This is a genomic window from Pseudomonas sp. 22526, from assembly GCF_052044735.1.
Classification (GTDB): domain Bacteria; phylum Pseudomonadota; class Gammaproteobacteria; order Pseudomonadales; family Pseudomonadaceae; genus Aquipseudomonas; species Aquipseudomonas piscium.
The window spans coordinates 1-14,386 of the sequence record NZ_JBQENK010000009.1; the positions used below are offsets into that span (position 1 = coordinate 1).

The 14,386-nt window shown below is 65.0% G+C and carries 11 protein-coding genes; 5 read left to right on the top strand and 6 right to left on the bottom strand.

Annotated features, from left to right (window positions below):
* Positions 1 to 299 precede the first annotated feature (299 nt).
* The 6 genes from ACTJKT_RS15005 to pilG form a co-directional block, all read right to left on the bottom strand.
* Positions 300 to 755: a chemotaxis protein CheW gene (locus ACTJKT_RS15005; protein ID WP_063433298.1), complete on the bottom strand. Its 456-nt coding sequence runs from the start codon at positions 753 to 755 to the stop codon at positions 300 to 302.
* Positions 748 to 6,702, bottom strand: a complete 5,955-nt coding sequence (locus ACTJKT_RS15010) for an Hpt domain-containing protein (RefSeq protein ID WP_440787638.1) — start codon at positions 6,700 to 6,702, stop codon at positions 748 to 750. Before ACTJKT_RS15010 ends, ACTJKT_RS15005 begins: the two co-directional genes overlap by 8 nt.
* A 30-nt stretch (positions 6,703 to 6,732) precedes the next feature.
* Positions 6,733 to 8,796, bottom strand: coding sequence for a methyl-accepting chemotaxis protein (locus ACTJKT_RS15015; RefSeq protein ID WP_440787639.1), 2,064 nt, complete (start codon positions 8,794 to 8,796; stop codon positions 6,733 to 6,735).
* 75 nt (positions 8,797 to 8,871) lie between these two features.
* Positions 8,872 to 9,411 carry a chemotaxis protein CheW gene (locus ACTJKT_RS15020; protein WP_440787640.1) on the bottom strand — a complete coding sequence of 180 codons (540 nt, stop codon included), beginning with the start codon at positions 9,409 to 9,411 and terminating at the stop codon, positions 8,872 to 8,874.
* Between the two features lie 11 nt (positions 9,412 to 9,422).
* Entirely contained in the window at positions 9,423 to 9,788 is a 366-nt protein-coding gene (gene pilH, locus ACTJKT_RS15025) for a twitching motility response regulator PilH (RefSeq protein ID WP_007953328.1), read from the bottom strand.
* Positions 9,789 to 9,831: 43 nt separating this feature from the next.
* Positions 9,832 to 10,239: a twitching motility response regulator PilG gene (gene pilG, locus ACTJKT_RS15030; protein WP_440787641.1), complete on the bottom strand. Its 408-nt coding sequence runs from the start codon at positions 10,237 to 10,239 to the stop codon at positions 9,832 to 9,834.
* Between the two features lie 236 nt (positions 10,240 to 10,475).
* Here pilG and gshB point away from each other — a divergent pair, with 236 nt between their 5' ends.
* The 5 genes from gshB (at position 10,476) to pyrR (ending at position 14,360) form a co-directional block, all read left to right on the top strand.
* A complete protein-coding gene (gene gshB, locus ACTJKT_RS15035; RefSeq protein WP_440787642.1) occupies positions 10,476 to 11,444 on the top strand; it encodes a glutathione synthase in 969 nt (322 codons plus the stop codon).
* Between the two features lie 156 nt (positions 11,445 to 11,600).
* Entirely contained in the window at positions 11,601 to 12,500 is a 900-nt protein-coding gene (locus ACTJKT_RS15040; protein ID WP_097306617.1) for an energy transducer TonB, read from the top strand.
* A gap of 225 nt (positions 12,501 to 12,725) precedes the next feature.
* A complete protein-coding gene (locus tag ACTJKT_RS15045; RefSeq protein WP_440787643.1) occupies positions 12,726 to 13,295 on the top strand; it encodes a YqgE/AlgH family protein in 570 nt (189 codons plus the stop codon).
* Positions 13,295 to 13,732, top strand: a complete 438-nt coding sequence (ruvX, locus tag ACTJKT_RS15050; RefSeq protein WP_009046019.1) for a Holliday junction resolvase RuvX — start codon at positions 13,295 to 13,297, stop codon at positions 13,730 to 13,732. Before ACTJKT_RS15045 ends, ruvX begins: the two co-directional genes overlap by 1 nt.
* Before the next feature lie 121 nt (positions 13,733 to 13,853).
* Positions 13,854 to 14,360 (top strand): bifunctional pyr operon transcriptional regulator/uracil phosphoribosyltransferase PyrR, encoded by a 507-nt coding sequence (pyrR, locus tag ACTJKT_RS15055; protein WP_007929976.1) that lies wholly within the window; start codon positions 13,854 to 13,856, stop codon positions 14,358 to 14,360.
* Positions 14,361 to 14,386 lie beyond the last annotated feature (26 nt).

Genomic DNA, 14,386 nt, shown 5'->3' on the forward strand with positions numbered 1-14,386 from the left:
AGGCCGTACGCAGGGGCAAGCGTTTTTTGGTTACTTTTTTTGGCGTTTGAAAAAAAGTGACCCGCCGTAAGGGCGGAACCCTAAGTGGCCGTTACCGCAGGAATGGATATGTACACCATCCAAAAAATGCAGCGCCAGAACAGACGCCATCGCGGGCAAGCCTCGCTCCTACAGATCCGTGGCGCACCAAAAACAGTCGCTGCGTCATCGAACGAGAGTGCCGACATGATTGATCCCATCAGTCCCAAAAAGGGAACGATAGGTCCCTTTCTGGGAACGATCAAGCCGTTCGACAGGACCTAGGACAACCCCGCCTTCACCAGCATCTCCTCCAACCCCAGCAGATCCGGGATCTTCGCCACCTGTTCCCCCACCTGCACCGCGGCCTTTTCCAGCCGGCACAGCGGCACGTCGACATAACTCAGCTGGCTGTCGAGCCGGCAGGAGCGCGGGATGCCCTGGATCACCAGGGCGATGAACTTCAGGCGCTCGCGGCCGCCCAGGGTGTTGAGTACGACGATGCGGGCGCGCTCGCCGATGGCCAGGGGCTGGCCGCAGGCGGCTTCGAAGCTGATCAGCGGCAGCTGGCGGTCGCGCCAGGCGACAGCGCGCAGGTACCAGGGCGGTGCGTCGCTGGCGGGTTCGCCGCGCTGGTAGTCGATCAGTTCGGCCACCGCGACGTTGGGCAGGATCAGGGTACGGTCGGCCAGGGGCAGCAGCAGTCCGGTAAGGAAGCTGGCGCGGTAGTCATGCATGGGGTCTGCTCCACTGGGCGATGCTTTCCAGCAGCACCGACTCCTGATAAGGCTTGCCGAGGTAGTCGTTGACGCCGATGGCCATGGCCCGGTCGCGGTGTTTCTGGCCGGTGCGCGAGGTGATCATGATGATCGGCAGCTGTTGCAGGCGCGGGTCGGCGCGCACCTGCATCGCCACCTCGAAGCCGTCCATGCGCGGCATCTCGATGTCCAGCAGCATCAGGTCCGGGGTGTGTTCCTGCAGCAGCGCCATGGCGTCGACCCCATCCTTGGCGGTCAGCACGTTCATGCCGTGGCGTTCCAGCAGGCGGCTGGTGACCTTGCGCACCGTCACCGAGTCGTCGACCACCAGCACCAGCCTCGGCCGCAGCGGCTCGACCTCGGCAATCACTTCATCGCCGGCCGCCATGCGCGGCACCGGCAAACGCGTTTGCAAGGCGCGGATATGCGCCAACAGATCGAGAATCAGCACCACCCGGCCATCGCCGAGGATGGTTGCGCCGGACAGGCCCTGCACCGCCGCGAACTGCGGACCCAGGCTCTTGACCACGATTTCCCGGGTACCGGCCATGGCGTCCACCTGCACGGCGATCCGGTGTTCGTTGTAATGCACCAGCAGCACCGGCAGCGGCAGGCTCTGCCCCAGCAGTTTCGGACGGGCCACGGTGTGCAGCAGCTCGCCGAGGTAACACAGCTCATAGCGCTGGCCGGCGTATTGGTAATGGGGCGAGTCGAGCTGGTAGTAGCTTTCCAGTTCGTGGGGCAGTACCCGGACGATGCCCTCGATGGTGTTCAGCGGGATCGCGTACTGCTCCTCCAGGCACTGCACCATCAACGCCCGGTTGACCGACAGAGTGAACGGCAGGCGAATGCGGAAATGCACGCCCTGCCCCGGGATCGAGTCGATGGTCATCGAGCCGCCGAGCTGGCGCACCTCTTCATGGACCACGTCCATGCCCACACCGCGTCCGGAAATCTGGGTGATTTTCTCCGCCGTGGAAAACCCGGGCTGCATGATGAACTGCAGCACGTCGCGGTCGCTGATCTCGACATTGGGGGCGAGCAGGCCACGCTTGATCGCCTTGCGCCGCACCGCCTCCAGCGGCACCCCGGCGCCGTCGTCGCGCATGTCGAAGACGATATCGCCGCCTTCGTGGGACAGGTCCAGGGTGATCCGCCCCTGCTCCGGCTTGCCCGCGGCGCGGCGCACCTCGGCGGATTCCAGGCCATGGTCGACGGCGTTGCGCAGCATGTGCTCCAGGGGCGCGACCATGCGTTCCAGCACATTACGGTCCATCTCGCCCTCGGCGTTGCCGACGCTGAACGCCACGTCCTTGCCCAGCTCCTCGGCCACCTGGCGGACGATGCGCTTGAGGCGCGGCACCAAGCGCTCGAAGGGCACCATGCGCGTGCGCATCAGGCCTTCCTGCAGCTCGGTATTGACCCGGCCCTGCTGCTGCAACAGGTTTTCCGCGTCCTGGTTGCGCCGGTCCAGGGTTTCCTTGAGGTCGAGCAGGTCGGACGCCGACTCGAACAAGGCCCGCGACAGCTGCTGCAACTGCGAATGGCGGTCCATCTCCAGCGGGTCGAATTCCTCGTACCCCAGGCGCTCGGCCTCGACCTGCTGGCGGCTGAGAATCCGACCCTGGGTTTCGGTGTCCAGGCGACGCAACTGGTCGCGGATACGCTCGATGGTGGTTTCCATTTCGCTCAGGGCCACCCGTGCATCGTTGACCTGCTGCTCGATGCGCCCACGGAAGATCGAGGTTTCCCCGGCCAGGTTGACCAGGTCGTCCAGCAGCTCGGCCGAGACCTTGACCATATCCCCGGCCACCGCGGCTTCCGCCGGCACCGCTGGCGGCTCGGGCTTGCTCGGCGGGCCAAGGTCGGGCAGCAGCAGAGGCGGCGCTTCGGCCTGGGCCGGATGGGTGAAGCCGCGAATCGCCTCGATCAGGCTGTCGGCCGGCTTGATCGGTTGTTCGGCACGGGCGGCGTCGAGCATCTGCGCCAGGCGGTCGTGACTTTTCTGCAACAGGCCGAACAACGCCGGGGTCGGTTGCAGCAGGCCCGCGGACAGGCCTTCGTAGAGAAATTCCAGCTCATGGGCCAGGTCGCCGATCGGCGCGATCTCCACCATGCGCGCGCCCCCCTTGAGGGTGTGCAAGTCGCGCAGCAGGGTTTCCACTTCCTGGCGGTTCGCCGGCTCGGCCTGCCAGCGCGTCAGCGCCGCCCCCGAACTGTCGAGGATGTCGAAGCCTTCTTCGAGGAAGATCTCCAGCAGCTCCGGATCCTGGGCGGCCGAATCGTCAGCCACCGCGGCCTCGGGCACCTCGCTGGTGATCCCGCTGCGCTGGCGAAAGCTGCGAATCGCTTCGATCAACGCCTTGGGATCGCTCAGCGCTTGCTGCGCCTGCAATTGCTGCAACAGCAGCGCCAGTTGCTCATGGCTGCGTCGCAGCAGCTCGGCCAGGGCCTCGCCATGCTGGTAACGGCGATCCACCAGGCCTTCGTAGAGGTTTTCCAGTTCCTGGGCCAGGTCGCCCACCGGCCCGACTTCGGCCATGCGCGCGCCGCCCTTGAGGGTGTGCAGGTCGCGCTGCAGGGAAGACAGCGGCGCTGTGTTGTCCGGGTCGGCCAGCCAGCGCTGCAAGGCCTGGCCAGCGCTTTCAAGAATATCCACCGCCTCTTCGAGGAAGATCGCCACGATTTCATCGTCCGGGCCCTCCACCTCGATCGGCGCCTGCTGCTCCATCTTGGCGGTGGCGCTAGCCAGGTCGGTGATGCTCAGGGTACGGCTGCCGTCGCTGCGGATCAGGCCCATGGCCGAGGGGTCGAGGCCTTCTTCGAGCAACTTGCGCAATGCGCGGATCAGGGCCGGCTGCGGGCTGACTTCCTGGCCGGCGGCCAGTTCGTCGAGCATGTTGATCAGGGCTTCGTGGGCGTTTTCCGCCTCATGGAAAAACCGCTCGCCCACCGCCAGGCTGCTTTCTTCCACGGCGCCGTACAGGTCCAGCAGCGCTTCGCACAGCTCGTCCATCGGCTGCAGGTCCGCCAGGTGCGCGCCTTCGCCGAGGGTGGTCAGTTCGTCCAGCAGCGCACTGAGCTCCTGGCGCTCGCCGGGGTGCTGCTGCCAGCGGCGCAGCAGGTTTTCGGCATCCAGCAGGATGTCCATGCCCTGGGCCAGGAAGCTGCTGATCAATTGCGCATCGCGCTTGACCCGCAGCCCGGTATTGGGCGCGCTGAGCAGGCTTTCCAGGCGCTCGGCGGTCAGCACCTTGACCCGTTCGATCAGGTCGGCGGCGCCTTCGATGGGCACCAGCGGATCGCTGCCCAGCTGTTGCAGGCCATGGCGAAACAGGCCCTCGGCTTCCAGCAGCAGCTCGACTTCGTCCAGGTCCAGGGCCATCAGGTGCGCGCGGTACTCCCGGGCCAGCAGGTCCAGCGGCGCCGCCAGCTCGGCGATCGGCAGCACGCCGGCCATATGGGCGCTGCCCTTGAGGGTGTGCAGGGCACGCTGCAATTCATCGCTGGCCTGCAAGGGCAGGTGCTCGGCAGCCTGCTCGAGAAAGCGCTTGATGCTCTCCAGATGGGTTTCGGCCTCGTTGCGGAAGATCTCCAGCAACTGCGGATCGAGCCCGTCTTCCAGCTCGTCTACCGACGCCGTGTCGCCCTTGGCCAGGGCGTGCGCCCGGGCAGCCAGGCGGTCGACATCGTCGCGCTGGCGCTGGGCCTGGGCGGCGAACTCGGCGACCAGCTCCGGCAGCAGTTGCAACACCTCGTCGAGCAATTGCCGCACCTCGGCCCCCGGCTCCACGCTGTGCTCCAGCACGCGATTGAGCAGGTTTTCCACGGCCCAGGCCAGCTCGCCCAATACCAGCGCGCGCACCATCCGCCCGCTGCCCTTGAGGGTGTGGAAGGCCCGGCGGATTTCGCCCAGCGCCGCCTTGCCGTGAGGGTCGGCGGCCCAGCGCGGCAGGTACTCGCGCAGCACGTCGAGCACTTCGTCGGTCTCTTCGAGGAAGACTTCGCGCAGCTCGTCGTCCACCGGCGCTTCATCGCCCGGCGGCGGCAACAGGCTGCCCGGGGTGTCCAGCGCCGGCGGGTTGAGCGCCGAGACCGGGCTGGCCAGCACCTCGGCCAGGGACTGCGCCACTTCCGGGCTGTCCAGCTCCTGCAGGTCCTGCATCACCAAGGCTTCGTTGGGGCTGAGCACATCGCTGAGCAGCGGCACCTGCTCGCTCGCTACCCACTCGTCCGGTGCCTGTTTTTGTGGCTCATAGCCCAGCGCGGCCAGGCCCTGCTCGGCCACGTCGAGAATCTTTTCCCCCGGCGCCTGGTGATCGTCGCTCAGGCGCTCCAGGTAGTACTCGATGCTGGTGATCACGTCGGCCAGATTGTCCAGTTGCTGCCAGCCGGGCTGGCGCGGGTCCAGCAACAGGTGTTCGCGCACAAAGCCGATGCAGGCTTCCAGCAGGCCCGCCGCCCGGCTCAGGGGAATCATCGCCAGGGCGCCACGCACCTGGGTCAGCAGCTCCGGCAGCGCCTGCAAGTGCTCGCGGTCCCAGCCGGCGTCGATGTAGTCGACGATCAGGTCCTTGGCCTGCTGCAGGCAGATCCGCGCCTCCTTGATCACCAGTTGGTGGATCTGGGTCAGGTCGGTGGTCGGCAGGCGGCTTTCTTCGCGGCTCTCGGGCTCGGCCGGGCCGATCATGCCGGCCAGTGTCGCCTCGACATACAGCAGGGCCCCGGCCACATCCATCAGCACCGCGTCATTCGGTTCGCGCTGGCCCTGGGCCAGGCTCAGCACCACCGCCAGCTGGTCGATGATGACCTTGCGCGGCTGGCCGAAACCCAGCACTGCCAGGGTGTCGGCGATCTGCCGCAGGGGCGCCAGCAGGCTGTCCAGGTCCGACGCATGCTGGCGGTCGCTGCGCACGAACAGGTCCAGGCGTTCCTTGACCCGCACCAGTTCCTCGCACAGGGCCGACAGCACCGAGCGCATGGCGTCGCGGTCCGGGCCGGCCATGCGGGCCCGCTCCTGGTCCACCAACGCAGTGTCGGGCAAAGCGTCATCGAGTCCGTAAGCGTCTTTCATGGTCTGCATCTGCGCGGTGGGATAGCGGGCCTTGGCGATGTAAAACAGCAGGCTTTTCAGCAGTTCGTCGGGGGCCGGCTGGTTGATCCCGGCGATGCCTTGTTCATAGAGGCGCTTGAGCTCCCGGTCGGCATCCTTGAGCAGGCTGCGCACCGCCGGGCTGTTGGCGATCGCCCCGCTGCCCATGCCTTCCACCAGGGCCAGGGCGATCTGCCACAAGGGCCCCAGCGGAGCGTTCTGGCACAACACCTGGAGGCGCTCGAAGACCTTGGCCATGTAGCCCAGGCTGTTTTTCACATCCTGTTCGCGCAGCAGGTCGACCAGCGCGGTTTGCAGCATGTGCCGCAACTTGCGCAGCAGGATGGTCAGGTCGGGGGGCGCCAGGCGGTTCAGCGTCGCCTCGTCCAGCGCCGGCAGGTCCGGCAGCTGCGGGCTGAACAGGCTGGTTTCGCTCAGCAGGCCCTCGCCCCGGGCGCTGCGCAGGTCGTTGAGCAGCGGCAAGACCACCAGCGGCAAGTCGCGACGCGCGCTTTGCACCCGGTCGAGGTACTGCGGCAACTGGCTGATGGCTTGGCGCAGCAGGTAGATCGCCTCGTCGCGCTGGGCCACGCGGTACTCGCGCAGGGCCAGGGTCAGGGCTTCCATTTCTTCGGCGAGCAGCGCCGCGCCATAGAACTCGACCATCTGCAGGCTGCCGTGGACCTGGTGGATGCAGTCCAGGCACTGGTCGAGGGCCTCCACCGCCTGCGGCTCGTCGACCAGATGATCGAGCGCCTGGTGGGCCTGCTTCAGCGTTTCGGCAATTTCGCCCTTGACCCATTCCAGGGCCACATAGTCGTGCCGATCACCCATTACCATTCCCATCAAAGTCGTGCTCCGGCCTCAGCGGCTTTCCCGCGGCGTCTGCTCGCGACTGGCCGGCAAGGTGAAACCGGACACCGAGCGCCGCAGCTGGCTGGCCATTTTCGCCAGGTTGCCGATGCTTTCGGCCGTCGCGGTCGAGCCGGACGAAGTCTGTGAAGTAATCTGCTGGATCACGTTCATGGTCAAGGATATCTGTCCGGCCGACGAAGTCTGCTGCTGGGCGGCGTTGGAGATGCTCTGGATCAGCGCCGCCAGGGTCTTGGAGACGCCTTCGATTTCTTCCAGGGCCACCCCGGCATCCTGCGCCAGCCGGGCGCCGCGCACCACTTCCGAGGTGGTCTGCTCCATGGAGATCACCGCCTCGTTGGTGTCGGTCTGGATCGCCCGCACCAGGGTCTCGATCTGCCGGGTCGCAGCCGAAGAACGCTCCGCCAGGCGCTGCACCTCATCGGCCACCACCGCGAAGCCGCGCCCGGCATCCCCGGCCATGGAAGCCTGGATCGCCGCGTTGAGCGCCAGGATATTGGTCTGGTCGGCAATGTCATCGATCAGGCTGACAATATCGCCAATTTCCTGGGAAGACTCGCCCAGGCGCTTGATCCGCTTGGCAGTGTCCTGGATCTGCTCGCGAATGTTGTCCATGCCATGGATGGTGTTGTGCACCACCTCGTTGCCCTTGTTGGCGATCTCCACCGAACGCTCGGCCACTGCCGAGGACTCGGCGGCGTTGGCCGACACCTGGTCGATGGACTGGGCCATTTCGTTGATCGCGGTGGAGGCTTCGGAAATCTGCTGGGCCTGATGCTCCGAGGCTTCGGCCAGTTGCATGGCGGTGGCCTGGGTTTCCTGCACCGCGCCGGCGACCTGGCCGGCGGTGAGGTTGATGGTCGCCACCAAGTCGCGCAACTGGTCCACGGAATAGTTGATCGAGTCGGCGATGGTGCCGGTGAAATCCTCGGTCACCGAGGCGGTCACCGTGAGGTCGCCGTCGGCCAGGTCCTCGATCTCGTCCAGCAGACGCATGATCGCGTTCTGGTTGCGCTCGTTCTTCTCCGCGGTCTCATGCAGCTGGCGATTGGTTTCACGCACCATCACCAGGCCGATCAGGATGATCGAGGCCAGCGCCGCCAGGCCCAGGACATAACCGCCGATGGTGTCCAGCGAACGGCCGCCGGCCAGGTTCTCGAAGCCGATGGCCAGGTGCGAGGCTTCATCCAGCAGGGTCTGCGACAGGCTGAAGATATTGCTCGCCGATTCGCGGACCTGGAACAGCTCGGGAGAGGTTTCAAGGATTTCGTCCACCGAGCCGGAAACGAACTGGAACAGCTCGCTGATTTCGGTCAGTCGCGCCCGCGCATCGCGGTCCTCGACCTGGCTGATCTTCAGGGTCGGGTTGCCCTGGAGCATACCGCTCAGCACCTGGCCGAAACGCGCCGCGTCACGGCCAAAGGCGTCGGCGGCCTGCACCGCGTTCTCGTCGCCGGCCAGCACGGTATTCACCGCGCCGAGAATCCGCTCGGCGAGCAGCGACTGGCGTTGCGCCATGGCCACCTGGGAGGCCGGAGCACCGCGCTGCAGGAGGATCTCCACGACCTTTTCATACTCGACCTGCAACTGCGGCACGGTTTCCGCCAGGGTCGCGGCCACCTGATGCAGGGACAGCACAGTCTGTTCGCTGGCCAGGATCGCGTCGGCGTTGTGCAGCAGCTTGTCCCAGTCCTGCTGGACCGCGTGCATTTCCTGGCGCACCGCCACCGGCGCGGCGGGCAGCCCGGTGGCCGGGTCGCCTTTTTTCAGGTAGCCCCAGCGCTGGGCGAAATCGTTGCGCGCATCGCCCAGCAGCTTGAAGGCCGCGGCCTTGCCCGCCGCGGCTTCCGTGGCGTTCTTGGCGATGCGCTGGGACAACACCCGCAGCTCGCCGGCGTGGCCGATGTACTGCTTGTCGTAATTGGCCTGGGTGTTGAGGTAAGCGAAGTTGGCGAACAGCAGCATGATGAACACGATCAGGGCGATGAACAGCACGATGATCTGCGAGCGGCTGCGCGATCCTTCCATTGGCTTGCCTGGGTTGGCTTTTAGCATCTGCACACCTGAATTCCGGTTGTTCTGTTGCCCGCGTTATCCATTGCGCGGGCAAGGGCTAGGCGCCCCCTGCTCCTACAGCGCTACATCCAGAAACCCCGGCGACTGCGCCAGGGCGAAGGGACTGAATACCCACCAGACCTGCTCGCAGGGGAAATACCCGCGCAGGTACGGCGTGATGGCGCCCTGTTCATTACCGCTGGCAGCCGTCTTCAGGCTGCTCTGCTCGAAATGCTGCATGCCGGCCACCTCGTCCACCATCAAGCCGGCGAACACCTCTTTGTGCTCGACCACCAGCACCCGCCGCTGCTTGCGCAGCGCCGACAGCTCATAGCCGAAGAAGCCGCACAGGTCCATGATCGGCAGCAGCCGCCCGCGCAGGTTGGCCACGCCCTTGACCCAGGGCTTGACCCCGGGCAGCAGGGTGTAACGGGGCTCGTGCAGGACTTCGCTGACTTCGCCCATCGGCGCCACATACCAATGCTCGCCGATGCGAAAGCCAATGCCGCTCCAGCCATGCTGGCGGGTTTCCTGGGAGGGCAGGTCGGCCGCCAGCAGGCGGCAACGCTGGTCGATTTCGAGCAGCAGTTCGAAGGCGGTTTGCGACTCGGCCATGGCGCGGGCGGTCAGCCGGCCAGGACGTTGTTCAGGGTCTTGATCAGGGTGTCTTCGTCGACCGGCTTGGTCAGGTAATCCTTGGCGCCCTGGCGAGTCCCCCAGACCTTGTCGGTTTCCTGATCCTTGGTGGTGATGATGATCACCGGGATATGGCTGGTTTCCGCGTCCTTGGTCAACTGACGGGTGGCCTGGAAGCCGTTGAGGCCGGGCATGACGATGTCCATCAGGACCGCGTCGGGTTTTTCCTGGCGCGCCAGGGCCACGCCGTCGGCGCCGTTTTCGGCCTTCAGGACTTCATGACCGTGCTTTTCCAGCATGCCGGTCAGTTTGTACATTTCAGTCGGCGAGTCATCGACGATCAGAATACGAGCCATGGTCTTCCCCATACGAATAGGCGTGCGGCCCGCTGGCCGGACCTCAATGTGCTTGTTCTACTGCGGCGAACCCCGGCACATGGGCCTTGATCGCGCTCAGCAGCTCTTCCTTGCTGAAAGGCTTGGTCAAAAACTGGTCAGAGCCGACGATGCGACCCTTGGCCTTGTCGAACAGACCGTCCTTGGAGGACAGCATAATCACCGGTGTGGACTTGAACGCGCTGTTGTTCTTGATCAGTGCACAGGTCTGATAGCCATCGAGCCGCGGCATCATGATGTCGACGAAGATAATGTCCGGGTGGTGGTCGGCGATCTTGGCCAGGGCCTCGAAACCGTCGATCGCGGTAATGACTTCACAACCCACATTCTTCAGCAACGTTTCGGCCGTGCGGCGAATCGTCTTCGAATCATCGATCACCATCACCTTGAGGGCGCTGGATTGCTGTTCCATATCTGCTCTACCATCGCCACAGCGAATCGATTTTCTGCCCGTACTGGTGGCCAGTGCCTCAAGCCCTTGATGTTCAAGGCCTGAGCACGGCATGCGAGCCTTTTTAGCATACTCTCCCCATGCAATCTATCGGCCGACCGGCGCGGTGGTTTTTCCTTGACCGGGAACCGCCTGAGCGCCACTCTGACGCCACTTTTTCAAGCCATTGCGCCCACTAATTTTCGAGGAAACCGCCCATGAGCGTTCGCGTCGGGATTGTCATGGACCCTATCGCCAGCATCTCCTATAAGAAGGACAGCTCGCTGGCCATGCTGCTGGCCGCCCAGGAGCGCGGCTGGACCCTGTTCTATATGGAACAGCGGGACCTGTACCAGGCGACCGGTGGCGTGGCCCGGGCGCGGATGCGTCCGCTGAAGGTGTTCGCCGACCCGCAGAAGTGGTTCGAACTGGAAGCCGAGACCGACAGCGCCCTGAGCGAACTGGACGTGATCCTGATGCGCAAGGACCCGCCGTTCGATATGGAGTTCGTCTACTCCACCTACCTGCTGGAGCAGGCCGAGCGCGACGGCGTGCTGGTGGTCAACAAGCCGCAGAGCCTGCGCGACTGCAACGAAAAGCTGTTCGCCACCCTGTTCCCGCAGTGCACGCCGCCGACCATCGTCAGCCGTCGCCCGGACGTGTTGCGCGAATTCGCCGACCATCACGGCGACGTGATCCTCAAGCCGCTGGACGGCATGGGCGGCTCGTCGATCTTCCGCCACACCGCCGGCCACCCGAACCTCTCGGTGATCCTCGAAACCCTGACCCAGCATGGCAAGCAGCAGATCATGATCCAGGAGTATCTGCCGGCCATCGTCGATGGCGACAAACGCATCCTGATGATCGACGGCGAACCCGTGGATTATTGCCTGGCGCGGATTCCCGCCCAGGGTGAAACCCGTGGCAACCTCGCCGCCGGTGGCCGTGGCGAAGCCCGACCGCTGACCGAGAAAGATCGCTGGATCGCCGCCCAGGTCGGCCCGACCCTGCGCGAGAAAGGCCTGCTGTTCGTGGGGCTCGACGTGATCGGTGAGCACCTGACCGAAATCAACGTCACCAGCCCGACCTGCATCCGCGAGATCGACAACGCCTTCGGCACCAATATCGGCGCAATGCTGATGGATGCCATCGACAAGAAGCTGCAAGCGGCGAGCCGCAAGCCATAAGCTTGACGTGCATCACATGCAGCTTGTCGCTTGAAGCTTGAGGCTTACGGCTTGAAACCAACATTGCGTTATCATGCGCCGCCTGTGAAACCCGCAATGTTGGTCTTGTGAAGTTTTTTGTGATGTTGAACCGCTGATGACTTTTGTGAACCGCTGATGGCTCTCCCTTCCGATCTGCCCCCCGAGCTGGCCCACAGCGGCGTGCGCCCGGTCGATCGCCTGGGATTTACCCTGTTCCTGGCCGCCCTGCTGCATATCGCGCTGATTCTCGGCCTGGGTTTCTCCTTCGCCGAACCCAAGCAGATCAGCAAGACCCTGGAAATCACCCTGGCCACCTTCAAGAGCGAGACCAAGCCGAAGAAGGCCGATTTCCTTGCCCAGGAAAACCAGGAAGGCAGCGGCACCCTGGACAAGAAGGCGATCCCGAAGACCACCGAAGTGGCGCCGTTCCAGGAAAACAAAGTCAACAAGGTCACCCCGCCGCCTCCGGCCAAGACCGAGGTCAAGGAAGCCGCGCCCAAGGCCGCGGTCGCCACCACCGCGCCGAAGCCGAAAAAGACCGTCACCAAGCGTGAAGAGGTCAAGACCGAGGCCAAACCCAAGGTTCCCGTACCGACGTTCGACAGCGAGCAGCTGTCCAGCGACATCGCCAGCCTGGAGGCCGAACTGGCCCAGGAGCAGCAGCTGTACGCCAAGCGCCCGCGCATCCACCGCCTGAGCGCGGCCTCGACCATGCGCGACAAGGGCGCCTGGTACAAGGACGAATGGCGCAAGAAGGTCGAGCGCATCGGCAACCTCAACTACCCGGAAGAAGCCCGGCGCAAGCAGATCTACGGCAACCTGCGGCTGATGGTGTCGATCAACCGCGACGGCTCGCTGTACGAGGTGCTGGTACTGGAGTCCTCCGGCCAGCCGCTGCTGGACCAGGCGGCCCAGCGCATCGTGCGCCTGGCGGCGCCGTTCGCACCCTTTACCGGCGACCTGTCGGATATCGACCGGCTGGAGATCATCCGCACCTGGAAGTTCGCCCGCGGCGACAGGCTGTCCAGCAACTGATCCCCCTACCTCTTGTAGCCGCTGCCGAGCCTGCGAGGCTGCGTACGGGCGCGTAGCGGCCGCAAAAAATGTCCATGCAGTGTGCCAGGCGAAACGTGCGGGCAGATTTGCGCCTGCTGCGCAGTCGTACGCAGCCTCGCAGGCTCGGCAGCGGCTACAGGGTTCGTGGGCAATGGGAGCATCCCCAGCTTGTCAGTTCGCCCCTCCACCGCCACACTAGCGCTCATGAAGAACGTCAGCCCCAGCTACCTCAAGCATCACTTCCTGATCGCCATGCCGCACATGGCCGACCCGAACTTTGCGCACACCTTGACCTACATCGTCGAGCACAATGCCAATGGCGCCATGGGGTTGGTGGTCAACCGTCCGCAGGACCTGAACCTCGCCGACATCCTCGAACAACTGCGCCCCAATATCGACCCGCCTGCGCTCTGCCAGCATGTGCCGATCTTCATCGGCGGCCCGGTGCAGACCGATCGCGGCTTTGTCCTGCACCCCAGCGGCCCGACCTTCCAGGCCACGGTCGAGCTTGACGGTCTGTCGCTGTCGACGTCCCAGGATGTGCTGTTCGCCATCGCCGACGGCGTCGGCCCGGCGAAAAGCCTGATCGCCCTGGGTTACGCCGGCTGGGAAGCCGGGCAGCTGGAAGCCGAACTGGCGAATAACGCCTGGCTGACCTGCCCGTTCGACGCCGACATCCTGTTCAACACCAGCAGCGAACTGCGCCTGGAAGCGGCGGCCAAGCACCTGGGCATCAACCTCGCCCTGCTGACCAGCCAGGCGGGCCACGCCTGATGGCCCTGCGACTGATCCTCGGGTTCGACTACGGCACCAAGCAGATCGGCGTGGCGGTCGGCCAGGCGATTACCGGCCAGGCCCGCGAGCTGTGCACCCTGAAGGCGCAGAACGGCGTGCCGGACTGGAATCAGGTCGAAGCCCTGATCAAGGAATGGAAGCCGGATGCGGTGGTGGTCGGCCTGCCGCTGAACATGGACGGCACCCCGAGCGAGATGTGCGTGCGCGCCGAGAAGTTCGCCCGACGCCTCAACGGTCGCTACAACCTGCCCTTCTATACCCATGACGAACGCCTGACCACCTTCGAGGCCAAGGGCGAACGCCTGGCCCGTGGCGGCCAGAAAGGCAGTTACCGCGACAACCCGGTCGACGCCATCGCCGCCGCCCTGCTGCTGCAAGGCTGGCTCGACGAAAACGCAGCGCTGTTGAACAACTGAAACGCCGAATCCTGAAGATGCGTGGTCAACCCCCGGCCACGCGCCTCCTGGCCACAACACCAGCCGTAAGACCCTGCGCCTTGCTGCACGCAACCAGGCGCGGGCCCACGAAGGAGCAATCATGAGCCTGCCCAATCCCGCCGAACTGATCAGCCAGATGGCCGTGCGTCTCACCGCCCACCTGGAACAACGCGCCATCAGCGAGCCCCGCTATATCGGCATCCGTACCGGCGGCGTCTGGGTCGCCCAGGCCCTGCTCGCCGAACTGGGCAGCGACGCGCCGCTGGGCACCCTGGATGTGTCCTTCTACCGCGACGACTTCAGCCAGAACGGCCTGCACCCGCAGGTGCGCCCTTCCGAGCTGCCATTCGAGATCGAAGGCCAGCACCTGATCCTGATCGACGACGTGCTGATGAGCGGCCGCACCATCCGCGCTGCCCTCAACGAGCTGTTCGACTACGGCCGCCCGGCCAGCGTGACCCTGGTCTGCCTGCTGGACCTGGACGCCGCCGAGCTGCCGATCCGCCCGAATGTAGTCGGCGCCACCCTGTCGCTGGCCGCCCACGAGCGGGTAAAATTGTCCGGTCCTGCGCCGCTTCAACTCGAGCTTCAAGACCTCGCCCTTTAATTTGCCCATCCAAAGAGTCCATTGCG